This is a genomic window from Amycolatopsis sp. NPDC005961 (assembly GCF_040629235.1).
In the GTDB taxonomy this organism is placed as follows: Bacteria; Actinomycetota; Actinomycetes; order Mycobacteriales; family Pseudonocardiaceae; genus Amycolatopsis; species Amycolatopsis camponoti.
Genome location: NZ_JBEXVF010000002.1, coordinates 64,626 through 89,346, shown reverse-complemented (window position 1 = coordinate 89,346; position 24,721 = coordinate 64,626). Strand labels below are relative to the sequence as shown.

General features: G+C 71.5%; 25 protein-coding genes. 17 read left to right on the top strand and 8 right to left on the bottom strand.

Going from position 1 to position 24,721, the window contains the following annotated elements:
* The first annotated feature begins 16 nt into the window (after nucleotides 1–16).
* From ABZ342_RS02210 to ABZ342_RS02185, 6 genes are all read left to right on the top strand, one after another.
* Nucleotides 17–562, top strand: coding sequence for a hypothetical protein (locus tag ABZ342_RS02210; protein WP_155540703.1), 546 nt, complete (start codon nucleotides 17–19; stop codon nucleotides 560–562).
* Nucleotides 563–573: 11 nt separating this feature from the next.
* A complete protein-coding gene (locus ABZ342_RS02205) occupies nucleotides 574–1,668 on the top strand; it encodes a peptidoglycan-binding protein (protein ID WP_360468218.1) in 1,095 nt (364 codons plus the stop codon).
* The gene (locus ABZ342_RS02200; protein WP_360468217.1) at nucleotides 1,665–2,351 is read left to right on the top strand and encodes an ABC transporter ATP-binding protein; all 687 of its coding nucleotides are present in this window, start codon (nucleotides 1,665–1,667) and stop codon (nucleotides 2,349–2,351) included. Before ABZ342_RS02205 ends, ABZ342_RS02200 begins: the two co-directional genes overlap by 4 nt.
* Nucleotides 2,348–3,553, top strand: a complete 1,206-nt coding sequence (locus ABZ342_RS02195) for an ABC transporter permease (protein WP_360468216.1) — start codon at nucleotides 2,348–2,350, stop codon at nucleotides 3,551–3,553. Before ABZ342_RS02200 ends, ABZ342_RS02195 begins: the two co-directional genes overlap by 4 nt.
* A 161-nt stretch (nucleotides 3,554–3,714) precedes the next feature.
* Nucleotides 3,715–5,232: an amidohydrolase family protein gene (locus tag ABZ342_RS02190; RefSeq protein WP_360468215.1), complete on the top strand. Its 1,518-nt coding sequence runs from the start codon at nucleotides 3,715–3,717 to the stop codon at nucleotides 5,230–5,232.
* A gap of 48 nt (nucleotides 5,233–5,280) precedes the next feature.
* Nucleotides 5,281–6,486 (top strand): glycosyltransferase 87 family protein, encoded by a 1,206-nt coding sequence (locus tag ABZ342_RS02185; protein ID WP_360468214.1) that lies wholly within the window; start codon nucleotides 5,281–5,283, stop codon nucleotides 6,484–6,486.
* Between the two features lies 1 nt (nucleotide 6,487).
* Here the strand turns inward: ABZ342_RS02185 and serC are convergent, their stop codons facing one another.
* Entirely contained in the window at nucleotides 6,488–7,612 is a 1,125-nt protein-coding gene (gene serC / locus ABZ342_RS02180) for a phosphoserine transaminase (protein WP_360468213.1), read from the bottom strand.
* 187 nt (nucleotides 7,613–7,799) lie between these two features.
* Here serC and ABZ342_RS02175 point away from each other — a divergent pair, with 187 nt between their 5' ends.
* Nucleotides 7,800–8,117: a hypothetical protein gene (locus ABZ342_RS02175; protein WP_360468212.1), complete on the top strand. Its 318-nt coding sequence runs from the start codon at nucleotides 7,800–7,802 to the stop codon at nucleotides 8,115–8,117.
* Between the two features lie 45 nt (nucleotides 8,118–8,162).
* Here ABZ342_RS02175 and ABZ342_RS02170 read toward each other — a convergent pair whose 3' ends face one another.
* The 5 genes from ABZ342_RS02170 to ABZ342_RS02150 all read right to left on the bottom strand — a co-directional run bounded on the left by ABZ342_RS02170 (nucleotide 8,163) and on the right by ABZ342_RS02150 (nucleotide 13,142).
* Nucleotides 8,163–9,503: a serine hydrolase domain-containing protein gene (locus tag ABZ342_RS02170; RefSeq protein ID WP_360468211.1), complete on the bottom strand. Its 1,341-nt coding sequence runs from the start codon at nucleotides 9,501–9,503 to the stop codon at nucleotides 8,163–8,165.
* Nucleotides 9,504–9,725: 222 nt separating this feature from the next.
* Entirely contained in the window at nucleotides 9,726–10,346 is a 621-nt protein-coding gene (locus ABZ342_RS02165) for a response regulator transcription factor (RefSeq protein ID WP_155540710.1), read from the bottom strand.
* Nucleotides 10,343–11,500 carry a sensor histidine kinase gene (locus ABZ342_RS02160; protein WP_360468404.1) on the bottom strand — a complete coding sequence of 386 codons (1,158 nt, stop codon included), beginning with the start codon at nucleotides 11,498–11,500 and terminating at the stop codon, nucleotides 10,343–10,345. Before ABZ342_RS02160 ends, ABZ342_RS02165 begins: the two co-directional genes overlap by 4 nt.
* Nucleotides 11,497–12,306 (bottom strand): ABC transporter permease, encoded by an 810-nt coding sequence (locus ABZ342_RS02155; protein ID WP_360468210.1) that lies wholly within the window; start codon nucleotides 12,304–12,306, stop codon nucleotides 11,497–11,499. The genes ABZ342_RS02160 and ABZ342_RS02155 overlap by 4 nt, the downstream gene beginning before the upstream one ends.
* Nucleotides 12,303–13,142: an ABC transporter ATP-binding protein gene (locus ABZ342_RS02150; RefSeq protein WP_360468209.1), complete on the bottom strand. Its 840-nt coding sequence runs from the start codon at nucleotides 13,140–13,142 to the stop codon at nucleotides 12,303–12,305. Before ABZ342_RS02150 ends, ABZ342_RS02155 begins: the two co-directional genes overlap by 4 nt.
* A gap of 242 nt (nucleotides 13,143–13,384) precedes the next feature.
* Here ABZ342_RS02150 and ABZ342_RS02145 point away from each other — a divergent pair, with 242 nt between their 5' ends.
* Together ABZ342_RS02145 and ABZ342_RS02140 are read left to right on the top strand one after the other, a co-directional pair.
* Complete coding sequence (locus ABZ342_RS02145) at nucleotides 13,385–15,079, top strand: SDR family oxidoreductase (RefSeq protein WP_360468403.1); 1,695 nt, start codon at nucleotides 13,385–13,387, stop codon at nucleotides 15,077–15,079.
* Nucleotides 15,080–15,093: 14 nt separating this feature from the next.
* On the top strand, nucleotides 15,094–15,681 hold the full coding sequence (locus tag ABZ342_RS02140) for a TetR/AcrR family transcriptional regulator (protein ID WP_155544171.1): 588 nt from the start codon (nucleotides 15,094–15,096) through the stop codon (nucleotides 15,679–15,681).
* Between the two features lie 21 nt (nucleotides 15,682–15,702).
* On the opposite strand, the gene ABZ342_RS02135 is transcribed toward ABZ342_RS02140, so the two are convergent.
* On the bottom strand, nucleotides 15,703–16,851 hold the full coding sequence (locus ABZ342_RS02135; RefSeq protein WP_360468208.1) for a citrate synthase 2: 1,149 nt from the start codon (nucleotides 16,849–16,851) through the stop codon (nucleotides 15,703–15,705).
* A gap of 285 nt (nucleotides 16,852–17,136) precedes the next feature.
* Between ABZ342_RS02135 and ABZ342_RS02130 the strand changes: the two genes are divergently transcribed.
* The 8 genes from ABZ342_RS02130 to ABZ342_RS02095 all read left to right on the top strand — a co-directional run bounded on the left by ABZ342_RS02130 (nucleotide 17,137) and on the right by ABZ342_RS02095 (nucleotide 22,970).
* On the top strand, nucleotides 17,137–17,439 hold the full coding sequence (locus tag ABZ342_RS02130; RefSeq protein ID WP_155540714.1) for an urease subunit gamma: 303 nt from the start codon (nucleotides 17,137–17,139) through the stop codon (nucleotides 17,437–17,439).
* Nucleotides 17,440–17,449: 10 nt separating this feature from the next.
* Nucleotides 17,450–17,755, top strand: coding sequence for an urease subunit beta (locus tag ABZ342_RS02125; protein WP_360468207.1), 306 nt, complete (start codon nucleotides 17,450–17,452; stop codon nucleotides 17,753–17,755).
* A gap of 1 nt (nucleotide 17,756) precedes the next feature.
* Nucleotides 17,757–19,472, top strand: a complete 1,716-nt coding sequence (locus tag ABZ342_RS02120; protein WP_360468206.1) for an urease subunit alpha — start codon at nucleotides 17,757–17,759, stop codon at nucleotides 19,470–19,472.
* Nucleotides 19,472–20,143: an urease accessory UreF family protein gene (locus tag ABZ342_RS02115; RefSeq protein ID WP_360468205.1), complete on the top strand. Its 672-nt coding sequence runs from the start codon at nucleotides 19,472–19,474 to the stop codon at nucleotides 20,141–20,143. The genes ABZ342_RS02120 and ABZ342_RS02115 overlap by 1 nt, the downstream gene beginning before the upstream one ends.
* On the top strand, nucleotides 20,133–20,822 hold the full coding sequence (gene ureG / locus ABZ342_RS02110; RefSeq protein WP_360468204.1) for an urease accessory protein UreG: 690 nt from the start codon (nucleotides 20,133–20,135) through the stop codon (nucleotides 20,820–20,822). Before ABZ342_RS02115 ends, ureG begins: the two co-directional genes overlap by 11 nt.
* Nucleotides 20,819–21,514, top strand: coding sequence for an urease accessory protein UreD (locus ABZ342_RS02105; RefSeq protein WP_360468203.1), 696 nt, complete (start codon nucleotides 20,819–20,821; stop codon nucleotides 21,512–21,514). Before ureG ends, ABZ342_RS02105 begins: the two co-directional genes overlap by 4 nt.
* Nucleotides 21,515–21,572: 58 nt before the next feature.
* Nucleotides 21,573–22,142 (top strand): hypothetical protein, encoded by a 570-nt coding sequence (locus ABZ342_RS02100; protein WP_360468202.1) that lies wholly within the window; start codon nucleotides 21,573–21,575, stop codon nucleotides 22,140–22,142.
* Nucleotides 22,143–22,259: 117 nt separating this feature from the next.
* Nucleotides 22,260–22,970 (top strand): TetR/AcrR family transcriptional regulator, encoded by a 711-nt coding sequence (locus ABZ342_RS02095; protein ID WP_155540721.1) that lies wholly within the window; start codon nucleotides 22,260–22,262, stop codon nucleotides 22,968–22,970.
* A 46-nt stretch (nucleotides 22,971–23,016) separates the two neighbouring features.
* On the opposite strand, the gene ABZ342_RS02090 is transcribed toward ABZ342_RS02095, so the two are convergent.
* The gene (locus tag ABZ342_RS02090; protein WP_155540722.1) at nucleotides 23,017–24,690 is read right to left on the bottom strand and encodes a hypothetical protein; all 1,674 of its coding nucleotides are present in this window, start codon (nucleotides 24,688–24,690) and stop codon (nucleotides 23,017–23,019) included.
* Between the last annotated feature and the right edge of the window lie 31 nt (nucleotides 24,691–24,721).

The window sequence follows — 24,721 nt, the reverse complement described above, 5'->3', positions numbered from 1 at the left end:
ACGAGAGGAGCGAGCCATGCGGACACGGATCGTCGTCGCGGCGCTCGGGGCGGCCTTGCTGCTCGGGGGCTGCGGCGCCAAGGGGGACGACGGCGACAAGGTCGCGTCGATCTCGACCCCGCCGAAGTCGGGCGGGCCCACCGCCGCCGACACCAGCGGCAAGAGCGACGAAGACAAGATGCGCGACTTCGCCAAGTGCATGCGCGAGCACGGCGTCGACATGCCCGACCCCAAGCCGGCCGGTGACGGCGGCGGCATGGCCATCACCCTGGGCGGTGACGGCGCCGACGCGTCGAAGATCGAAGCCGCGCAGAAGGCGTGCAAGAGCCTCATGCCGAACGGCGGCGAGATGAAGCCGCCGAGCGCCGAGGAGCTCGACAAGATGCGCAAGGACGCCAAGTGCATGCGCGAGCACGGCATCGACATGCCGGACCCGGACCCGAGCGGCAAGGGCATGACGCGGGCCGGCGGGCTGGGCGACGACCCGAAGAAGTTCGAAGCCGCCGCGAAGGCGTGCGGGCTCGGTTTCGCCTCCAGCAGCCGTGCCGAGGCGGGCAAGTGACCGTGCAGGACGTGAGCGAAGTGACCCACCTCAAACCGCGCCGCCGGGGCCGGACGCGCTGGTTCATCGCCGGCGCGGTCCTCGTCGTGGTGCTCGGCACCAGCTCGGTCGTGGTCCTGACCCAGGTGTCGAGCGCGACCCCCGGGAAGGAGACGCCACCGCCGTCGGTCGAGACCGCCGAGGTCGTCAAGACCGATCTCAGCGAAGAAGAGGAAGCCGACGGCACCCTCGGCTACGGCGACGAGGAGAGCGTCCAGGGCCGCAAGCCCGGCACGGTCACGTCGCTGCCGGCCGCCGGCGCCACGATCACCCGGTGCAAACCGGTGTACGGGGTGGACGCGAAGCCGGTGCCGCTGTTCTACGGCACGCTGCCGTTCTACCGCGACCTCGCCGCCGGCGCGGACGACGGCGCCGACGTCAAGCAGCTGGAGGAAAACCTCAAGGCGTGCGGCTTCGGCGGGTTCGGCACACCGGACAAGAAGTTCACGTCGGCGACGGCGGCCGCGCTGAAGAAGTGGCAGAATTCGCTGGGGCTGGAGCAGACCGGCGCGTTCGGCCAGGGCGACGTCGTGCTCGCGGCGGGCGAGGTCCGCGTGTCGGCGCTCGCGGCCAAGCCGGGTGCGCCGGCCCAGGGCGAGGTGCTCAAGACGACCGGCACCGTCCGTTCGGTGCAGGTCAAGCTCGACGCGGCGAAGCAGGATCTCGCGCAGCAGGGCGCGAAGGCGTCCGTGACGATCAACGGGAAGACGACGCAGGGCACGATCACCGACGTCGGGAAGTCCGCGGTCGAGGGCAAGGACGCGGCGGGGCAGGACGACGGCAAGCCCAAGATCACCGTGACCGTCCGGCTCGACGACCCCGCCGCGGGCGGCACGCTCGACTCGGCGCCGGCGACCGTCCGGTTCACCAAGGACGTCCACCAGGGCGTGCTCGCGGTACCGGTCGGCGCGCTGCTCGCGCTCGCCGAAGGCGGCTACGCGGTCGAGGTCGACGAGAACGGCCAGCGCCGGCTCGTGGCCGTCCAAACCGGACTGTTCAGCGGCGGCAAGGTGGAGGTCACCGGCACCGGGCTGGCCGCGGGCATGCGGGTGGTGACGACGTCGTGACGCCCGTGCTGCGCGTCCACGAGGTCACGCGCACCTACCCCGGCGGGGTCGCCGCGCTCGACGGCGTCTCGCTCTCGCTCGAAGACGGCGAGATGGTGGCGATCGTCGGGCCGTCCGGGTCCGGCAAGTCCACCCTGCTGCACCTGATGGGCACGCTCGACCGGCCGTCGGCGGGACGGATCGAGCTGCACGGCCACGACGTCGCCGCGCTCCCGGACCGCAAGGTCTCGGCGCTGCGGTCGCGCTGGATCGGGTTCGTGTTCCAGCAGTTCTTCCTCGACGAAGGGATGAGCGCGGTGGACAACGTGTGCACCGGCCTGCTCTACGCCGGGGTGCCGCGGCGGCGGCGCCGCGACCGGGCACTGGCCGCGCTCGACCGCGTCAAGCTGGGGCACCGGGCGTGGCACCGGCCCGGCGAGCTCTCCGGTGGGGAACGCCAGCGCGTCGCGATCGCGCGGGCGGTCGTCAACGAGCCGTCGATCCTGCTGGCCGACGAACCGACCGGCAACCTCGACACCGGCACCGGCGCGTCCGTGCTCGCGCTGCTCGGCGAGTTGTCCAGCGGCGGCACCACGATCGTCGTGATCACCCACGACCGGGAGATCGCCGCGGGCATGCCGCGCCGGATCGAGCTGCTCGACGGGCACCTGCAGCTGGACACCGGGCTGGTGGGTGCGCGATGACCCTCGTGACGCTGCCGGAACCGGCCCGGCTCAAGCCGCCGGACGTCGTCGCGCTCGGGGCCCACGGCATGCGGACGCGGCCGGTGCGCGCGGTGCTTTCCGCGCTGGGCATCGCGATCGGCGTCGCGGCGATGGTCGCGGTGCTGGCGATCCCGGCGTCCGGCGCGCAGGCCCTGCACGACCGGCTGGCCGCGCTCGGCACGAACCTGCTCACCGCCGGGCCGGGGCAGACGCTGTTCGGGCAGGACGCCGTCCTGCCCGACGACGCCGTCCCGATGGCCAAGCGGATCGGGCCGGTGCAGGCGGCGAGCGGGACCGGGAACACGTCGGCGAGCGTGCGGCGCAGCGACAAGATCGCGCCGGACGAGACGTCCGGGCTCGCCGTGTACGCCGCCAAGCCGGACCTGCTGGGCGTGCTCGGCGGCAAGGTCCGGACCGGCGAATTCCTGGGCGCCAAGAACCAGGACTACCCGGTCACGGTGCTGGGTTCGCAGGCCGCGGCCCGGCTCGGGATCGACCACGTCGACCCGGCACGGCCGCCGCAGGTGCTGATCGGCGCGCAGTGGTTCACGGTGGTCGGGATCCTCTCGCCGATGCCGCTGGCGCCGGAGGTCGAACGGTCGGTGCTGGTCGGCTGGGACGTCGCGAAGCGGCTGCTCGGGTTCGACGGCCATCCGTCCACTGTGTACGTCCGCGCGGAAGAGTCCCAAGTGGACGATGTGCGGTCGGTGCTGGGCGCGACGCTGAACCCCCAGGCGCCGAACGAGGTCGAGGTGCGCCGCCCGTCGGACGCGCTGGCCGCGCAGAAGCTGACCGACACGACCTACAGCGCGCTGTTCCTGGGGCTCGGCGGGGTCGCGCTGCTGGTCGGCGGGGTCGGGGTGGCCAACACGATGGTCATCTCGGTCCTGGAAAGACGGCGCGAGATCGGCCTGCGCCGCGCGCTCGGGGCGACGAAACGCCAGATCCGCGGCCAGTTCCTGGCCGAGTCGGTGCTGTTGTCGGGACTCGGAGGGCTCGCGGGGGTGCTGGCCGGGGTGCTGGTGACGGCGGGATACGCGCTGAGCCAGGGCTGGCCGGCGGTGCTGCCGTGGGCAGCACTGGCCGGCGGAGTCGGGGTCGCGGCGCTGGTGGGCGCGATCGCGGGGGCCTATCCGGCGGTGCGCGCGGCCCGGCTGGCGCCGACGCAGGCGTTGGCCTGACGGGGTTTCTCCCGTGAAAGCGTCCTCTCCGAGGCGTTTCACGGGAGAGCGCCGCCGGTGCTACCTCCGAGCGTGCGCAGTGGGAACTGCGCACGCTCGGAGATTCGCGGCCGCCGTCCGGCGAGTTGAATGAGCGGCGAACCCGAGCCAAGGGGGCGGCCGTGGAGCGGGTCGAGGCGAACCGGCGTGACATCCTCCGGTGGCTGGCGGTCGCCGGTGCGGGACTCGCCGCCGCGGGGATCGCGCCCGCCTCGTTCGCCCAGGACGCCGCCGCGGCCGGCTCGGACGTCGTCGTCGTGCTCGGGGCCACCGTCGTCGACGGCACCGACGCCCCACCCGTCCCGGACGCGGCGGTGGTGCTGGTCGGCGACCGCATCGCCTGGGCCGGTCCCGCCGCGCACCTGCCGCCACACGCCGGCGTCCGGGTCGTCGACGGCCGCGGCCGGTACCTGGTGCCCGGGCTCTGGGACCTGCACACGCACGGCCTCGACTACGAGACGATCTTCCCGCCGCTGTACCTGGCCAACGGCGTCACCGGGATCCGCGAGATGTGGGGCTACGCCGAAAACCGCGCGGCCCGCGACAAGATCGTCCGCGGCGAGCTGGCCGGCCCCCGGGTCGTCATGGGCAGCTCGATCGTCGACGGCCCGGTGTCCATGCTCGGGCCACCCGTGACACAGGTGACGACGGCCGCCCAGGGCCGCGCGGCCGTCCGGACCGCGGAGGCCGAGGGCGCGGACTTCGTGAAGGTGTACTCGTACCTGGGCGCGGAGGCGTTCGCCGGGGTCGCCGCCGAGTGCCGCCGCGCCGGGCTGCCGTTCGCCGGGCACTGGCCGTACCGGGTCCCGCAACCGGCGGCGAGCGAGGCCGGGCAGCGCAGCTTCGAGCACCTCTTCGGCGTCCCCGCGTACACGTCGGCGCACCGCGACGAGATCCTCGCGACGCTCGCCGCGACGCCGTTCGACCCGGCGAACCCGCGCTCGTTCTTCGCCATGGCCCGCGACCTGGACCGGCGGGCGACGCAGACGTACAGCCCGTGGCGGGCCCGGGAGTTCTTCGGCGGGCTCGTCCGCGACGGCACCTGGCTGACCCCGACGCTGGTCGTGAACAAGGTGATGTGCTCGCCCGCGGACGCGTTCGCGCACGACCGGCGGCTGAAGTACGTGCCCGGGGCGGTGCGGGACACCTGGGCCGCGCAGCTGGGGACCCGGACGCCGGTCACGCCGGCGGAGGTCGCGCAGCAGGACGCCTACTTCCGCGCGCAGGTCGAGCTGGTCGGCGCGGCGCACCGGGCGGGCATCGGCCTCCTCGCCGGCACGGACTGCCTGAACCCGTACGTCTTCCCCGGTTTCAGCCTGCACGACGAGCTGGCTCACCTGGTCGACGCCGGGTTGTCGCCCCACCGGGCGCTGCAGGTGGCGACGCGCGACGCGGCGGCGTTCGTCGGCCGCGGCGCGACGGCGGGCACGATCACCCCGGGCAAGGTGGCCGACCTGGTGCTCCTCGACGCGAACCCGCTGGCCGACATCCGCGCGGTCCGCCGGATCGACACGGTGGTCGCGGCGGGGCGCGTGTACGACCGCGCGGCGCTCGACCGGATGCTGGCCGGCGTCGAAGCGGCGGCCGGTGCGGGCGCGAACGCCAGGTCAACGCGGTTGCCGGTGCACAGCTGCTGCTGAGCGCCCGGTAATCTCGGCCGGTCGAAGACCTGGGTTCGAGGGGGCGCGTTGACTGGGCGGAAGCTGGCGTGGGCGCTCGCGGCGCTCGAAGTCGTCGCCGTTGTGCTCGTGCTCGTCCTCAAGCGGTTCGACGGCCTGGACCTGGAGGTCTACCTCGGCGGGGCGAAGGCGCTGGCCGAGCAGGGCTCGCCGTACGACGCCTGGGTGCCGACCACGCACCAGATCCTGCTGCCGTTCACCTACACGCCGTTCGCCGCGGCCGCGTTCTGGCCCGGCACGCTGCTGCCCTTCGCCGTCACGATGAAGCTGGTCAGCATCGCGTCGATCGTCGCGACCGGCGTCGTCGCCTACCTCTACGTCGCGACGCTCAACGGCTCGCTCACCGACGCCACCAAGGTCAACGGCCGGGCGGTCGCCGCCCTGGTCGCGATCGGCGCGCAGCTCGCCGGGGCCCTGCTCGAGCCGGTCCGTTCGACGCTCGGCTTCGGCCAGATCAACGCGCTGCTCATGGTCCTGGTCGTGCTCGACGTCCTGCTCCCCGGCGACCGCCGGCGGACGAAGGGCCTGCTCATCGGCGTGGCCGCGGCGATCAAGCTGACGCCGGCCGTCTTCGTCGTCTACTTCCTGGTCCGCCGCGACTTCCGTTCGGCCGCGCGCGTGGTCGCCGGATTCGTCGCGGCGGGGGCGCTGCTGTGGCTGATCCGGCCGTCGGCGTCCTTCACCTACTGGACGAAGCTCGTCTTCGACGCGGGCCGCATCGGCGGCGTCGACTACGTCGGCAACCAGTCGCTGCACGGTCTGACCGTGCGCGCGGGCTGGCCGGAGTTCGCCTGGGTGCTGGCCGCGCTGGTGGTGATCGCCCTGGTCGCGGTGATCGTCGCGCGCGCCGAACCGGTGCTCGGGCTGACCGCCTGCGCGCTCGGCGGCCTGCTCGTGTCGCCGATCTCGTGGACCCACCACTGGACGTGGTGCGTGCCGATCCTCGTCCTCGCCGGGTGGTACGCGTGGCGCTTCGGCCGGGCGATCCGGTGGATGGCGGCCGCGGTCGTCGTAGCCGGGCTGGCGCTGTTCATCGTCGGCCCGATGTGGTTCGCCCCGCGCCCGGCGCCGTCGGCGGGCTGGTGGCTGGCGACGGAGTCCTACGAGCTGTTCGGCCTCGCGCTGCTGGTCCTGGCCGCGTTCGGCGCCCGCCGCCTGGGCAAAGCGAAGGCCGCGCCGAGGGAGTCCCTCGACGCGGCCCTCACGGACGTCTGACTCAGCCGAGCCGCTCGACGACGTACTCGATGCTCTGCGTGAGCTTCGTGACGTCGTCCGGGTCGATGGCCGGGAACAGGCCGACGCGCAGCTGGTTGCGGCCCAGCTTGCGGTACGGCTCGGTGTCGACGATCCCGTTGGCGCGCAGCACCTTCGCGACCGCGGCGGCGTCGACCTCGTCGGCGAAGTCCACCGTGCCGACGACCTGCGAGCGCAGCTCCGGGTCCTTCACGAACGGCGTGGTGTAGCTCGTCTTCTCGGCCCACTCGTACAGCCGCGACGACGAGTCCTTCGTGCGCGCGGTCGTCCACTCGAGGCCGCCCTGGCCGTTCATCCACTCGATCTGCTCGGCGAGCAGGAACAGCGTCGCGACGGCCGGGGTGTTGTACGTCTGGTCCTTGCGGGAGTTGTCCAGCGCGGTGGTCAGCGACAGGAACTCCGGGATCCAGCGGTCGCCGCCGCCGATCTCGCCGATGCGCTCGACCGCGGCCGGCGAGGCCAGCGCGATCCAAAGGCCACCGTCCGCGGCGAAGGACTTCTGCGGCGCGAAGTAGTAGACGTCGAAGTCCTCGGCCTTGACCGGGAGACCGCCGGCGCCGGAGGTGGCGTCGATCGCGACGAGCGCGTCGCCGGAGCCCTCGGGGCGGCGGACCGGGACGGCCACACCGGTCGACGTCTCGTTGTGCGCCCAGCCGACCAGGTCCGCGCCGGCTTCGTAGGCGATGTCCGGCGCGCTGCCCGCGTCGGCCTTGACGACGATCGGGTCGGCCAGGAACGGGGCGCCCTTGGTGACGCTGGCGAACTTCGAGGAGAACTCGCCGTAGGTGAAGTGCTGCGAGCGCTCGCGGACCAGACCGAACGCGGCCGCGTCCCAGAACGCCGTGGTGCCGCCGTTGCCCAGGATCACTTCGTAGCCGTCGGGCAGGGAGAACAGCTCGGACAGGCCGGCCCGGACGCGCCCGACCAGGGACTTGACCGGCTTCTGCCGGTGCGACGTGCCGAGGTAGGTGGAGCCGGACTCCGCCAGTGCGCTCAGCTGCTCGGCGCGGACCTTCGACGGTCCGCAGCCGAAGCGGCCGTCGGCCGGCTTGAGGTCTGCGGGGATGGTCAACTCAGCGTCGGTCATGTGGCCAGTCTCTCAGGTCGGGATGCGGCTGGTGATAGCGGTTCGCCAGTGCCCGGTATGTGGGACCCGGGCGCCGGGACGCCGTCTCCGACTCTAGGCGGCTCGGCCGTCCGGCGGCTTCTCGCGGCGGGCCGTGGGGGTAAAAACACGGTTCCCGGACGTGGTCACCGCTGGTTGGCTGCCGGTCATGAAGACTGTGCAGCAGAGCTTCCCGGCGCCGCCCGAGGCGTTGTGGAACGCGCTCCCCGCCGGAGTCGCGGCGATCGGCGGGCAGGGCCCGTTCTACGACTCGCAGCGCGGGTTCGTGTCCTTCCGGACCGGGATGAGCCTGCTCAGCTGGGGCCAGGAGATCACCGCGACGGTGGTGCCGGCCTCCGGAGGCTCGACGCTCACGATCATGACGAACCTCAAGTTCGGGGTCTTCGACTGGGGCGAAGGCAAGCGCATCGCCACGCGGTTCGCGGCCGCCGTCGCCTTCTCGGCCGGTACCGCCGCGCTGGCCTAGGGCCCCGCTCACCACCACCCTGGGGGTGTGAGCGGGGCCCGGGAGTCAGCGCCAGCCGTCGACGCCGCCCGGCACCGGCGCGGCCGGGTCGTACGGCGTGCGCGTGAAGATGAACGTCGTGAGGTCGAGGTGCGTGGCGACGCCGTCGGAGTCGCGGCCCACCACGAGCGTCTCGCCGGCGTAGTAGCCGTCGAGCCCGACGTAGGTGTCACGACCGGTGGCGCGGAAGCGCGAGCTGCGCCCGGCTCCTTCGGCCGGGGCCAGCAGGAGCAGCCCGTCACCCTGGATGCGCAGGTGGTACGGCGTCGGGCCCCAGTGCCAGAGCCCCGTCAGGGCGAGCAGCGCGGGGTCGACGGCCGACGGCTGCCACTCGGCGGGCAGGCGCGGCTCCCGCTCGTCGGTCATCGTGATCAGGTCGAGGCAGAGCTGGGTGATGCCGACGCCGGACGTCGAGTTCGTGAGCACGAGCGCGCCGGTCTGCGCGGCCGGGTCGACCAGCGTGACGGCGAGGAAGCCGGGCATCGAGCCGGTGTGCCCGGCCAGCCGGCGGCCCTGGTAGCGCACGAGCATCAGGCCGAGACCGAACCCGGTCGTCCAGACGTCGGTGTCGTCGACGGTGACCATGGTCCGCATCTGCTCGATGGTCTCCGCGGCGAGGACGCCGCCGTCGTGGCCGCCGAGGAACGCCGTCCAGCGGGCGAGGTCGGTGGCGGTGGACCACAGCTGCCCGGCCGGGGCCATCGCGCCGGCGTCGGGGCTCGGCTCCGGCAGGAGGACGTCGGCGAAGGGGTGCACGGCGAAGCCCTCGGCGTGCGCGCCGACCGGGTGCGGGGTGGTGCGGGTCATCCCGAGCGGGCCGAGGATCTCCTCGTCGAGCACGGACAGCCAGCCCTTGCCCCGGTGGCGCGAGATGAGCTCGCCGAGCACGCCGTAGCCGACGTTCGAGTAGTGGAACCGCGCGCCCGGCCGGTGCTTGGTCGCGCCCTCGGCGAGGCTCCCGGCGAGCGCGTCCCAGTCGGCGCCGGGGGTCCGCTCCCACCACAGGCCGGGCGACTCCGAGGTCAGGCCGGAGGTGTGCGACAGCAGCTGCGCGACGGTGGCGGCGCCGAAGGGCGTGCCGGGGACGTGCTGTTCGAGCGGGTCGTTGAGGTCGAGCAGGCCCTCGTCGCGCAGCCGCATGACGGCGGTCGCGACGAGGGTCTTGGTGATCGAGCCCAGCCGGTACTGGGTGTCGGTGCCGGGCGGCCGGTCGCCGACGCGCCCGCGGCTCCCGGACCAGACGATCTCCCCGTCCCGCACGACGGCGGCGACGAGCGAAGGAGCACGGCAGGCGGCCTGCTCGTGGGCGATCCGGCGGAGCAGGGCGTGTTCGGTCGACTCAAGCATGAGAGGCATTCTGCCGCGCCACGGCCGGCGGAGCAGGACTCTCGGCCAGACCTCACACCCACCCGCGTGATTGAAGGGTCGACTCGCGTGATTGGAGAGTCGACACGCGTGATTGAAGGGTCGACACGGCTTTGCGCCGGCCGATCCGCCGTGTCGGCTTCCCCATCACGCGTGTCGACCTTCTGATCACGCGTGTCGACCCTTCCTGCACAGGGAACCGGGTCAGGTGAGGAGGTTTCGGGACATTGCTGTTGTTACTGCGGCCGTGCGGTCTGAGACGCCGAGCTTGCCGAACACTCGCAGGAGGTGCGTTTTGACCGTTGCCTCGCTGATGTGGAGCGCGCGGCCGATGTCGGCGTTCGTGCCGCCCTTCGCCACCAGGCGCAGCACCTCCACCTCGCGGGCCGACAGCGACTGCGGTTCCGGGTTGCGCACCCGGTTGACCAGCTTCCCGGCCACCGACGGCGCCAGCACCGTCTCCCCGCGCGACGCCGCGCGGATCGCGTTCGCCAGCTCCGTGCGCGACGCATCCTTCAGCAGGTAGCCCGACGCCCCCGCCTCGACCGCGCGCAGGATGTCGGCGTCCGTCTCGTACGTCGTCAGCACGACGATCCGGCGGCCCGGCTGCTCGCGCAAGATGCGTTTTGTCGCGCCGACGCCGTCCAGACCCGGCATCCGCAGGTCCATCAAGACGACGTCCGGCAACGCGACGCGGTCGAGCGCGACGGCTTCGTCGCCCGAGCCCGCTTCGCCGACCACTGTCAGGTCGGGTTCGGCTTCGAGCATCCCCCGCAGGCCTTCGCGGACGACGGGGTGGTCGTCGACGAGCATGATGCGGATCAAGCCGGCACCTCCAGGGTGAGTTCGGTGCCGCGCGGGCCACTTCGGACGCTCAGTCTGCCACCCACCTGCTCGGCGCGGGACCGCATGCCGCGCAGGCCGAACCCGTTGACGCCCTCGGGGTCGAAGCCGGCGCCGTCGTCCCGGACGGACAGCCGCACCGCATCGTCCACAACGGACAGCCGGACCGACACCGACGACGCCGCCGCGTGCCGCCGGACGTTGTTCAGCGCCTCCTGCGCGCCCCGCAGCAGGACCACTTCGCCGGCCATGCCGATCGCGGGCAGCGCATCGTCCACTTCGTACTCGACCGACACGCCCGTCTCGTCGGCGAGCCGGTCGGCCTGGCGGCGGACGGCGTCCACGAGGGACCCGGACGCGAGGTCCGCCGGCGCCAGCGCGGCGACCATCGTGCGGGCCTCGGCGAGGTTCTCCCGCGCGGTGCGGGCGGCCAGCTCGACGTGCCGCCGCGCGGCCGCCGGGTCGCTGTCCAGTTCGGACTCGATGGCCTCGGCGAGGGTGACGATGCTGGTGAAGCCCTGGGCCAGCGTGTCGTGGATTTCGCGCGCGAGCCGTTCGCGCTCGGCCGCCGTGCCCGCCTCGCGGGAGAGCCGGGCGACCTCGGCCTGGCTCGCCTCGAGCCGGTCGATGAGGTCCGCCCGCGCCCGGCTCTCCTCGATGACGTGCAGGATGAACTTGCCGGACAGGATCCCGAACACGACGAGGATCGCGGTCATCGGCAGCAGGATGTGCAGCGCCGGCCCCCGCAGCCCGTCGGCGGCGATCGACGACAGCGGGCTCAGCACGATCACCAGCGTCGTGAGCACCGCGGCCGGCCGGAACTCGAGCGTCGAGAACAGCAGCGGGCACACCATGAACAGGATGAAGCTGGACGTCGCGTCGGCGAACACCGCGACCGCGACCAGCAGGACCACCAGCACCGCGAACGTCCACTGCTCCGCGGTCTGCCGATCGGACCGGACGATGCGCCGCCCCCACAGCAGGTAGAGCAGCGCCAAGGCCGTCAGCGCCCCGACCGCGACGACCGTGCGGACCGGATCGGCTTCGTCCAGCAGCACCAGCGTCGTCGTGGCCAGGTAAGCGACCGCGAAGAGGATCTCCCAGAGCCAGTTGAACCGGTCCCAGGCGTCCTTCACTTCGTGTCGGTCCACCGGAAGCTCAGCCGCGCCAGCACCGCGCCCACCACGCACCAGATCCCCAGCACCAGTGCCACCCGCGGGAGTTCCCATGACCCAGCCATCTCCATTCCGACCGCGCCGTCCGGCAGGAACACCGACCGGAAGCCCTGGCAGATCCACTTCAACGGGAAGAACGACGCGATCTCCACCATGATCTTCGGCAGGTTCGTGATCGGTGTGACGAACACGCCGGAGATGAACTGCAGCACCAAGTACAGCATCTGCACGACGGCGACCGCGCCCGTGGTGGACTTCGCGAGCGAGCTGAGCGCGATCCCGAGCAGCGTGCACGAGACGATCCCCAGTGCGAACACCCAGAGCAGCGTCAGCCACTTGCCGCCCTCGGTGGGCAGCTTCAGCCCGAACAGCAGCACGGCCACCGCGACCATCAGCACGGTCTGCGCCAGGCTGGACACCGCGACCAGCACCATCTTGCCGATGAAGTACGACGACGACGGCATCGGCGTGCCGCGAAGCCGTTTGAGCGCACCGGTTTCCCGGTCGGCCGAGACGCCGGTCGCGATGCTGTTGAACGACGTCGACACGATGCCGGAGCCGATCATCCCGGCCGCGAGCAGCTGCCCGGACGTGACGCCGGCGAGCGCGGTCGGACCGTCCAGGATGGACCCGAGCAGGATCATCAGTACCGCGGGCAGGGAGAAGGTGAAGACCACCTGCTCCTTGTGCCGGAAGAACTGCCGCAGCTCGGTGCCGCCGCGGGCGAGCCCGAGCGACAGCGGGCCCGGGAGGGCGAGCGTGGTCATGCCTTGTCTCCGATCAGGTCCAGGTAGATGTCCTCCAGGCTCGGCCGCGTCACGGTCAGCCCGGCGAGCTCTCTACCCCCAGCAGAGAGCTCGGTGACGAGCTTGGTCGGGTACGACGTGCGCTCGGCGTGCTCACCGCGCTCGTCGGTCCACCGCACGGTGGCCTCCGCGGCGGCCCGGCCACCCAGGTTCTGCGGCGTGTCCTGCGCGACGATCTCGCCGCGCGCGATCACCGCGACGCGGTCGGCGAGCGCTTCGGCCTCGTCGAGGTAGTGGGTGGTCAGCAGGATGGTCGTGCCCTCGGCGGCGAGGTCGCTGATCAGCTTCCAGAACTGCCGGCGCGCCTCGGGGTCGAAGCCGGTGGTCGGCTCGTCGAGGAAGAGCAGCTCGGGCCGCCCGATGATGCCGAGCGCGACGTCGACGCGGCGCCGTTGTCCCCCGGAGAGCGACTTGACCCGCGCCTTCGCCTTCTCGGTGAGCCCGACCTTCTCGATGACCTCGTCGGGGTCGCGCGGGTCGGGGTAGTACTTCGCGAAGTGCCGCACGGTTTCGGCGACGCTCAGCTCGGCGGCGTCGTTGGCGGTCTGCAGGACGATCCCGATGCGTGCGCGCCAGGCGCGCCCGGCCTTGCCCGGGTCCTCGCCGAGGACGCTGATCTCGCCGGCGGTCCGCTGCCGGTGGCCTTCGAGGATCTCGACGGTGGTGGTCTTGCCGGCGCCGTTCGGCCCGAGCAGGGAGAAGACCTCGCCGCGGGCGATGTCCAGGTCGATCCCGGCCACCGCGAGGTGACCGGGGTACTGCTTGCGCAGGCCGCGCACGCTCACTGCTGTGGTCATGGGGAGAAGTCTGCTCGCTCGCGGCGGCGGGCGGGAGCGACGCTCAGCTGAATCCGGCTGTCCATCGATTGGTGGACAGAGTCGTCAGCCGGGCCCGCCCCGGTTCCACGGGAAACCGTGAAAACGCTGTCATACAAGCAAAAACCGGCCGAATGCATGAACAACATCCGGCCGCCAGCCGCCGCGCGGGTGAACCGTACTGTTGACAAGTTGTCTAACATGACAGAATGTCTCACAAGTGGGTGACCGCCAGCGACGGTGTCCGCCTCTCCGTCACCATCGACGGCCGGGAAGACGGGCCCACGGTCGTGCTCGTGCACGGCTACCCCGACAACAGCTCGATGTGGGGCGGGGTGGCCGCCGAGCTGGGCGTCAAACACCGCGTCGTCACCTATGACGTCCGCGGGGCCGGACAGTCGGACAAGCCGCCGGGACGCGCGTCCTACCGGCTGGACCAGCTGGCCGACGACCTCCGGGCCGTCGTCGACGCCGTCCAGCCCGAAGGCAAGGTCCACCTCGTCGCCCACGACTGGGGCTCGATCCAGACCTGGCACGCCGTCACCGGCGACAGCCTGCGCGGCCGGGTCGCTTCCTACACGTCGATCTCCGGGCCGAGCCTCGACCACGCCGGCGCGTGGTTCCGCGCCCAGCTCACCCGCCCCACGCCGAAGCGGCTCAAGAACGCGCTGAGCCAGTTCCTGCACTCCTGGTACATCCTCGCGTTCCAGATCCCGCTGATCCCGGATCTGCTGTGGCGCAGCGGACTGCTGGGCAAGCAGATCCAGCGCATGGAACCCGACGCGGCGCCGCCGGAGAAGTCCGACGGCCTGCACGGCCTCGAGCTCTACCGCGCCAACATGTTCACCCGCCTGTCCCGCCCCGCGCCGCGCGCCGCCGACGTCCCGGTGCAGGTCCTGGCCCCGACTGGCGACGCCTACGTCACCACGCCGCTGCAGACCGAGGTCGCGCGCTGGGTGCCGGACCTGCGGATCCGCCCGATCGTCGGGACGCACTGGGTCACCCGCGCCAAGCCGGCGGTGGTCGCGCGAGCCGCCGCCGAGCTGGTCGAGTACGTCGAAACCGGCGCCGAGAGCCGTGGTCTGCGCAAGGCGCGGGTGGGTGCGAAACGCTTCGAACACAAGCTGGTCGTGGTCACCGGCGCCGGCAGCGGGATCGGCCGGGCCACCGCGCTCGCCTTCGCCGGGGAAGGCGCCGACGTCGTCATCACCGACATCGATCCGGCGGCCGCCGCGGAAACCCTCAAGCTGCTGGAAGGCCACGGGCTCGCGGAGTACACAGTGGACTCCAGCGACGGCGCCGCCGTGCACCGCTTCGCCGAAGAGGTCCGCGAGAACCACGGCGTCCCGGACATCGTGGTCAACAACGCCGGCATCGGCATGTCCGGCCCGTTCCTCGACACCTCCGTCGAAGACTGGGAACGCGTCATCGACGTCAACCTCTGGGGCGTGATCCACGGGTGCCGCGCCTTCGCGCCGATGCTCGCCGAACGCGCCGAGGGCGGTCAGATCGTCAACCTCGCGTCGGCCGCCGCCTACCTTCCGTCGAAGATCCTCACCGCCTACGCCACGACCAAGTCCGCCGTGCTGACGTTGAGCGTCTGCCTGCGGGCCGAGCTGGCCGAGCACCACATCGGCGTCACGGCGGTGTGCCCGGGCATCGTCAAGACCAACATCACCAACACGACCACGTTCGTCGGAGTGTCCGAAGAGGAGCAGCGACGGCGTCAGCAGCAGAGCTCGAAGCTCTACGCCCGGCGCGGGTTCGGCCCGGAGGGCGTCGCGAAGGACATCCTGCGAGCCGTCGAGAAGGACACCGCGATCGCTCCGTCCACACCGGAGGCGAAGGCGGCGCTGGTCCTTTCGCGACTGACGCCCGGATTGCTGCGCCAGGCGGCCAAGTGGGACCTGACGCCGTGAGCCGGCCGCGGCGGATGTCGCCGCAGGCCCGCCGCGACGACCTGATCGGCGCCGCGCTCGACCTGTTCGGCTCGCGGGCGCCGGAGCTGGTCACCGTGGACGACATCGTCGCGCGCGCCGAGGTGTCGCGGCCGTTGTTCTACCGGTACTTCTCCAGCCTGCGCGAGCTGCAGGTCGAAGCGCTGCGCACGGTCACCGTCGGGCTCATCGACGGCCTGGCCGGGCTCGAGGAGGGACCACCGGAGACCCGGCTGCGCGCCGCCGTCCGCGGCCTGGTCGACGTCGCCGACCACTACCGCGCGGGGTACATCGCGTTGCTGCGCAGCGGTTCGGTGATCGCGACGTCCGAAACGGACGCGGCGATCGACGAGGTCCGCAACCGGGCGGTGGCCCTGATCCTGGACGCGCTGGGCGTCGAAGATCCGTCGCCGCTGCTCTCGCTGACCTTGCGCTGCTGGACGGCGGTCGTCGAAGGCGCGCTCCTGAGCTGGCTCCAGGAACGCACGGTCCCGCGCGACCTGCTGGACTCCTGGCTGGTCGACCAGCTCACGGCGATGCTCGACGCGACCGCCAAGCACGACGAAGCCGGAGCTTTCCCGTGAAAGCTCCGGCTTCGGCCGGGGTCAGTGCTTGGTGACCATTTCCCAGCCCTCGACGTCCTCGGGCTTGCGCGGGTCGGGGCCGACGTACTTGGCCGACGGGCGCACCAGGCGTCCGGTGCGCTTCTGCTCCAGGATGTGCGCGGCCCAGCCGGCGGTGCGCGCCGAGCTGAACATCGACGGCATCATGTGCGGCGGCACCTGCGCGAAGTCCAGGATGACCGCGGCCCAGAACTCGACGTTCGTCTCGATCGGGTGATCCGGACGCCGCTCGCGCAGCTCCTTCAGCGCCGCCTGCTCCAGCGCGACGGCCGCTTCGTAGCGGGTCGCGCCGAGCTCCTGGCAGGTGCGGCGCAGCACGCGCGCCCGCGGGTCTTCCGCCCGGTAGACGCGGTGGCCGAAGCCCATCAGGCGTTCCTTGCGGTCGAGGATGCCCTTGACCAGGCCGGTGGGGTCGCCGGTGCGCTCGACCTCTTCGATCATCGGCAGCACGCGCGCCGGGGCCCCACCGTGCAGCGGGCCGGACATCGCGCCGATGGCGCCGGACATGGCCGCCGCGACGTCCGCCCCGGTGGAGGCGATGACGCGGGCGGTGAAGGTCGACGCGTTGAGGCCGTGCTCGGCGGCCGACACCCAGTACGCGTCCAGCGCCCGGACGTGCGCCGGGTCGGGCTCGCCGCGCCAGCGGATGAGGAACCGCTCGGTGATCGAGTGGGCCTCGTCGACGCGGGTCTGCGGCACCGCGGGCTGGCCGATGCCGCGCGCCGACTGCGCGACGTAGGACAGCGCCATCACCGAGGCGCGGGCCAGCTGCTCGCGGGCCTCTTCGTCGGTGATGTCGAGCAGCGGGCGGTAGCCCCAGATCGGCGCGAGCATGGCCAGCGCGGCCTGGACGTCGACCCGGACGTCGCCGGTGTGCACCGGCAGCGGGAACGGCTCGGCGGGCGGCAGGCCGTGGCCGAACCGGCCGTCCACGAGGAGGCCCCATACGTCACCGAAGGTCACCTTGCCGGCGAGGTCCTCGATGTCGACGCCGCGGTACCGCAGCGCACCGCCGTCCCGGTCGGGTTCGGCGATCTCGGTGTGGAAGGCGACGACGCCCTCCAGGCCCGGTCGGAAGCCGTCGTCGGGTTGGCCGGACGGCTGTGGCTTGCTGATCGTGGAGGTAGTCACTGTTTCGCGGAACCTTTCGGTGCGCTTTTCCCCGTCTTGGTGTGGTGCTCGCGCGGACGGAATAGCGCGGGAAAGCGCGCACCATCGCACGGATGGATAGACCTTGCTCCCTCGATCGCCGGGGGGCAATCGAAAGAAGCGGTGGTTTCGGTCACGATTACGAGAACGATTCAGTCACCGAGGCCGTCCGACGGGAGAATTTTTGCCACGGACTGTGACGAAGGCCAGGTTAAAGGTATGTTTCCGAACCAGGCGCTGCCGCGGTCCGGGTGATAAACCTGAGCGATGCACCTCAGCCCGCAGGAGCGCGACAAGCTGCTCGTCCACGTGGCGGCCGACGTCGCGCGGAAGCGGCTGGACCGCGGCGTCCGGCTGAACTACCCCGAGGCGGTCGCGCTCATCACCGACCACGTCCTCGAAGGGGCCCGTGACGGGCGCACGGTCAGCGAGCTGGTCGCGAGCGGCCGCAGCGTGCTGAGTCGTGCGCAGGTGCTCGACGGCGTCCCCGAAATGGTGGACTCCGTGCAGGTCGAAGCCACGTTCCCGGACGGCACCAAGCTCGTCACCGTGCACGACCCGATCGTCTGAGGAAGGCCGGATGCACCCAGGTGAGATCATTCCCGGCGACGAGCCCGTCGAGCTGAACCCCGGCCGCCCGCGCGTCCGGCTGCTCGTGCGCAACCTCGGCGACCGGCCGATCCAGGTCGGCTCGCACTACCACTTCGCGGCGGTGAACCCCGGCCTCGAGTTCGACCGCGACGCCGCCCGCGGCCACCGGCTCGACGTCCCGGCCGGCACGTCGGTGCGGTTCGAACCGGGCGTCGAGCGCGAGGTCGATCTTGTTCCGCTCGCCGGCGCGCGCCGCGTTCCGGGCCTGCGGTCCGAATTCTCTGGAGAGTTCTGAAATGCCGCAGATCGACCGCGAGCGCTACGCCGAGCTGTTCGGCCCGACCACCGGCGACCGGATCCGGCTCGCCGACACCGACCTCCTCATCGAGGTCACCGAAGACCGCTCGATGGGCCCCGTCGGCTCGGGCGACGAAGTGCTCTTCGGCGGCGGCAAGGTCATCCGCGAGTCCATGGGCCAGGGCATGGCGACCCGCGCCGAGGGCGCGCCCGACCTGGTCATCACCGGCGCCGTCATCCTCGACCACTGGGGGATCGTCAAGGCCGACGTCGGCGTGCGCGACGGCCGGATCGTCGGCATCGGCAAGGCGGGCAACCCGGACACGATGGACGGCGTCGACCCCGCCCTGGTCATCGGGCCGTCGACCGAGGTCCTGGCCGGCAACGGCAAGATCCTCACCGCCGGCGGCATCGACTGCCACGTCCACTTCATCTGCCCGCAGCTCGTCGACACGGCGCTGGCCGCCGGACTGACCACTTTGGTCGGCGGCGGCACCGGCCCCAACGAGGGCACGAAGGCGACGACGGTGACACCCGGCGCGTGGAACCTCGGCCGGATGCTGTCCGCCATGGACGGTTACCCGGTCAACGTCCTGTTGCTGGGCAAGGGGAACACCGTCCGGCACGAGGCCCTGCGCGAGCAGCTCGCGGCGGGCGCGGGCGGCTTCAAGCTCCACGAAGACTGGGGCACGACCCCCGCGGCCATCGACGCGTGCCTGACCGTCGCCGACGAATCCGGCGTCCAGGTGGCCATCCACACGGACACGCTGAACGAAGCGGGCTTCCTGGAGTCCACTGTGGACGCCATCGGCGGCCGCTCGATCAACGCGTACCACACCGAAGGCGCCGGCGGCGGGCACGCGCCGGACATCATCGAGGTCGTCTCGCTGCCGAACATCCTGCCGTCGTCGACCAACCCGACCCGGCCGCACACGGCCAACACCCTCGACGAGCACCTCGACATGCTGGTCGTCTGCCACCACCTCAACCCGTCGGTGCCGGAGGACCTCGCCTTCGCGGAAAGCCGGATCCGGCCGTCGACGATCGCCGCCGAAGACGTGCTGCACGACCTCGGCGCCATCTCGATGATGAGCTCGGACTCGCAGGCCATGGGCCGGATCGGCGAGGTGATCATCCGGACGTGGCAGACCGCGCACGTGATGAAGCAGCGCCGGGGCGCGCTGCCCGGCGACGGCGCGGCCGACAACCTGCGCGCGCGCCGTTACGTCGCCAAGTACACGATCAACCCGGCCATCGCGCACGGCATGGAGACCGAGATCGGCTCGGTCGAGGTGGGCAAGCTCGCCGACCTGGTGCTGTGGGAACCGAAGTTCTTCGGCGTCCGCCCGCACGTCGTCCTGAAGGGCGGTTTTCCCGCGTGGGCCGCGATGGGCGACGCGAACGCGTCCATCCCGACACCGCAGCCGGTCATGGCCCGCCCGATGTTCGGCGCGAACATCGGTGCGGCGCTGAGCCTGCACTTCGTCGCACCGTCCGCATTGGACAGTGGCCTGCGCGAGACGTTCGGCATCACGCGCCCGCTGGTCGCCGTGGCGAACACGCGCGCGCGGACCAAGGCGGACATGGTGCTCAACGACGCCACGCCGGACGTCCGCGTCGAGCCGGACAGCTTCGCGGTGCACGTCGACGGCGAGCTGATCGAACCGCAGCCGGTGACGGAGTTGCCGATGGCCCAGCGATACTTCCTGTTCTGATGGACCTCTCGGCACTCATTCTCGCGGACTCGCGCTTTCCCGGCGGCGGGCACGTGCACAGCGGCGGGCTGGAGGAGGTCGTCTCCCGGAAGCTCGTGACGGCCGTGCGCGATCTGCCGGGCTTCCTTTCCGGACGGTTGCGCACAGCGGGTGCCCTGGCGGCGATCTTCGCGGCCGCTTCGGCGCACGCGGCCGTCACCGGCGCGAACTGGTCGCTTTTGGACAGTGAGCTGGACGCGCGCACCCCGTCGCTCGCGCAGCGAGAAGCATCCCGGGCGCAGGGGCGTGGTACCGCCCGGGCCGGTCGGATCGCGTGGCCGTCTCCGGTGCTCGACGCGCTGCTCGCCGAGACGCCGCGGCCGCACCACCCGGTGATCCTGGGAGCCTTGGTCGGGGTCGCGGGTGGCTCGCCGTACGACGCCGCGATGGCCGTCGCGTACCTGTCGGTGAGTGGTCCGGCGAGCGCGGCCGTGCGGCTGCTGGGGCTGGATCCGTTCGCCGTCAACGCTGTCGTCGCCCGGCTGGACCTCGCGTCCGTTGCTTCGGAGGCGGCGGCCGTGGCTGGGGACGACCCGGCGTCGTTGCCATCGCCGGGGTCGCCGGCGCTGGATCTGTTCGCCGAGGCGCACGCCCGGCACCACCAGGAAGAGGTGCGTCTCTTTGCCAGCTGAAGGTCACGGTCACGGGCATGTTCACGAGGTCAACTTCGACCCGACGGCCGCCGATCCCGACCACTACGACGCGGCGCCCACTGCTGGCCGTGCGTACCGCATCGGCATCGGCGGCCCGGTCGGGTCGGGCAAGACGGCGCTGACCGCGGCCCTGTGCCGCGCGCTCGGTGACGAGATCGAGCTCGCCGTCGTCACGAACGACATCTACACGACGGAGGACGCGGACTTCCTGCGTCGCGCCGGAGTTCTGGACCCGGCCCGGATCGAGGCGGTGCAGACGGGCGCGTGCCCGCACACCGCGATCCGCGACGACATCACCGCGAACCTGGACGCGGTCGAGCGGCTGGAGGAGAAGTTCCCGGGACTGGACCTGGTGATCATCGAGAGTGGCGGCGACAACCTGACGGCGGTGTTCAGCCGCGGGCTGGCCGACAGCCAGATCTTCGTGGTCGACGTGGCGGGCGGCGACAAGGTGCCGCGCAAGGGCGGCCCCGGCGTCACGACCGCGGACCTGCTGGTGATCAACAAGATCGACATCGCGCACCTGGTGAACGCGGACATGGCCGTGATGACGTCGGACGCGCACCGGATGCGCGGCGAGCTGCCGGTCATCACGCAGTCCCTTGTGGACACTCCGGACGCACCCGACGTCGCCGCCTGGGTCCGTTCCCTGCTGTGAAGGCCCACGCCCGGCTGACGGCGTGCTTCGACGGCACGCGCACGGTGCTGCGCGAGCTGCGGTCGATGGCGCCGTTGACGTTGTTCCCCCGCCGGGGGTGCGGTCCGGCGGCGGTGGTGCACCTGGTCAACTCGGCGACCTCGCCCCTGGGCGGGGACGACTTGCTGCTCTCGATCCACGTCGGCCCCGGCGCGTCGCTGCGCCTTTCCGGCGTGGCGGCCACGCTCGCTCTGCCCGGTCTGCACGGCGAGGGTTCGCTGTCCACGGTTTCGGTGGTCGTCGAAGAGGGTGGCTCGCTGGAGTACCTGCCGGAGCCGACGGTGATCACGGCGCGGGCCCGGCACACGGCGGTGTTGCGTGCTTCCCTGGCGTCGGATGCGTACCTGCACACGCGCGAGGTGCTGGTGCTGGGGCGAACGGGGGAGCGCCCGGGGTCGCTGACGACGTCGTCGCACGTCACGCGGGGTTCGGTACCGGTGCTGCGGCAGACGCTGGCGATCGGAGAATCCACTTTGGACAAGAGCTTGGCGGTGCTGGCCGGCCGCCGGGTCCTCGCGACGGACCTGGTGGTCGGCGGCCCGGACCTCCCGGCGGCTTCGGGTGAGTGGTGGTCGCGCAGCCCCCTCGCCGCGGGCGGCACGCTGACGACCTCCCTGGCCCCCGACGCGGTCACGGCGCTGAAGGTGTTCTGAGCCTCCCGGCGCAATTCCGCCCGGCGATAGTCTCGGCGAAGTCACCCGGGAGGTGTGGATGAACGCTGCTGTCGTCGTCGGAGTCATCGCCGCGTCGGTCTCGATCGTGGGCTGGTTCGTGAGCCACGTGCTGAACAGCCGGGCCGAACGGCGGCGGGTCCGCCTGGCCGCGCAGCTGGCGCACGTCGGGAAGCAGCTCGAGGAGCTGTACGGACCGCTCGCCGTGCTGTCCTACGAGGGCCGGGCTTCGTTCCGGGATCTCCTGGGGACGCTGGGGCGGGACTACGTCCCCCTCACCGAGCTGCCGATCCCGCAGGACATCCTCGACCTCTGGCTGTTCTGGGTCGATCACGACTTCATGCCGCGCAACGCCGCCGTCCAGCAGCTGGTGGCCACCAAGTCGCACCTCATAGACGGTGGTGACCTGCCCGACTCCTATCGGCAGTTCATCGACCACTACAACTCCTGGCGCATGTCGCACGAGCGGTGGAAGCAGCAGGGGATCGCCTACTCGTGGCACTCCAAGACCGAGTGGCCGAGCGACTTCGACCGCGACGTGATCAAGACCTACCGGGACCTGCTCCGGCGGCACGCCGAACTCATCGGCGCGGTCGCGCGGACGGGGTGAGCGTTCGCCGGAGAAGACCCCCTGCGCCCTCTCCGGCGAACCCTTTGGTAATCGAGATTTTCACAAGGTAGTCAGCCCGGTAGGATCTGGCAATCCCTCGGAAGGAGGAGAGAACCGGTGGCTCGCACGTACGGCGGCGTCGCGCCCGAGCAACGCCGTGCCGATCGTCGCGCGCGCCTGCTCACGGCCGGGCTCGAGCTCTTCACCTCCACCGGCTTCCGGCACACGAAGATCACCGACGTCTGCGCCCGCGCCGGCGTGTCGACGCGGAACTTCTACGAGGAGTTCACCGGCAAGGAGGACGTGCTCCGCACCCTCCACGACCAGATCAACAGCCTCGCGCTCGCGCACGTCACCGCCGAGCTCGACAAGGTCGCCGACGCCGACGCCATGACCCGCATCGCGACGCTGCTGGACGTCTTCATCGCGACCGTCACCGCGGATCCGCGGATGCCGCGCCTCACCTACGTCGAAGCCGTCGGCGTCAGCGCCGAGCTGGAGGCGCAGCACCAGGTGTGGGTCGACCGCTGGGCGAACTTCATCGCCGCCGAGGCGAGCCGCGCCGCCGAGCACGGCGTCGCGCCGGTGCGGGACTACCGGCTCACGGCGATCGCGCTGGTCGGCGCGGGCACCGGGCTGCTGCGCGAGTGGCAGGCGCACGACCCGCCGCTGCCGGTCGAGGAGGTCGGCGGGGAGCTGCGCGCCATGATGCTGGCGGCCATCATGCGGCCGGAAAAGATCTTGGAAATCCCAGGCAACCCCGGCGCCGCCTCCGGCGTGGAAGAGTCAAGCCGGGCGGGGGCACAGGGGGGAACCCGGCGAACGTGAAGGCCCGCTCACCGCTGCGGACGCGGTGAGCGGGCCTTCACGGACTTTACGCTTCGCGCGCGGTGGGCATGCCCAGCGAAACCGGGCCCGTCTCCTGGCACAGGTCGTGGCAGCTGTTGTCGAGCGTGCAGCACAGCGAACAGATCGGCCCGCTCTGCTTGGCGCAGTCGGCGACGTCCGGCAGTTCGTACGGATCACCGCAGACCGAGCAGGTGTACGTGGCCCGCAGGTCGACGTCCTGGTCCGGTCCCGCGACGGTGTTCGGCCGGGCCAGGTAGTACTTCCCGCGGGTCGCCGCCGCCAGCGTCGGCACCAGCACGATCGCGATGACCAGCGCCAGCAGCGGGCTGAACGCGGCCAGGAACGGCCCGAACGCGCCGAAGTACGCCGCGATCGACACGGCCGACGCGACGAGCATCGAGCCGAACCCGACCGGGTTGATCTTGTACAGGTAGGCCCGCTTGAACTCGATGTACTTCGGGGAGAGCCCCAGCGGCTTCGCGATCACCAGGTCCGCGCACACCGCGCCGATCCACGCGATCGCGACGTTCGAGTAGAAGCCCAGGATCTTGTTCAGGAACCCGAACGCGCCGAACTCCATCAGCGCGAGCGCGATCCCGCAGTTCACCAGCACGTACCAGACGCGGCCCGGGTGCTTGTGCAGCACGCGGGAGAAGAAGTTCGCGAACGACAGCGAGCCGGAGTACGCGTTCGTCGTGTTGATCTTGATCTGCGAGACGACGACGAACAGCGCGGCGAACGTCAGCGCCACCGGGCCGAGCGCGGGCTTCACCGCTTCGAGGTACGGCGCGATCGGCTCCAGCGCGTGCGACTTCCCGACGACGCCGAGCGCGAGGAACGCCAGCAGCGCGCCCCCGATCTGCTTCGCGGCCCCGAGGATCACCCAGCCGGGCCCGGCGGCGAGCACCGCGGCCCACCACGACCGCTTGTTCTCCGCCGTCTTCTCGGGCATGAACCGCAGGTAGTCGGCCTGCTCGCCGATCTGCCCGATCAGCGAAAGCGCGACACCCATGCCGAAGCCGAACCCGATCGCGGAGAACCCGGCGCCGGCGCCCTCGGTGCCTCCGAAGCGGGCGAACTCGGCGAACTTGCCGGGTTCGCGGACCAGCACGACGACGAACGGCAGCACCAGGCCGGCGATCCACAGCGGCTGCGTCCAGGTCTGCATCTTCGCCACCGCGCCCATGCCGTAGAGCGCGAAGGGCAGCACGATCAGCGTCGCCAGCAGGTAGCCGATCGGCAGCGGGATGCCGAGGGCCAGCTCGAAGGCCTGCCCCATGATCGAGCCTTCGAGCGAGAAGAAGATGACGGTGAAGCTCGCGTACACGAGCGACGTCAGCGTCGACCCGAAGTAGCCGAAGCCGGCTCCGCGGGTCAGCAGGTCCATGTCCACTCCGGACTTCGCGCAGGCGGCCGCGATGGGCACGCCGGTCCCGAAGATGACGACGGCCGCGGCGAGGATCGCGAGGACCCCGGACGTGAAGCCGTAGGAGAGGACGATGCTGGCCCCGATCGCGAAGTCGGCGAGGTAGGCGATGCCGCCCAGCGCCGTCGTCGCGACCACGAACGGTGACCATTTCCGGAACGAATGAGCGGCGAAGCGCAGTGAGTAGTCCTCGCGGTTTTCGTTCGCCGCGAGTGGTGCGTACCGGCGTTTCGGGGGAGCGGTTTCTTCGGCGTTCGACAGGATCTCGGTCATGCCCGCCTCCGGGTGGTGGGGAACGGGCCGA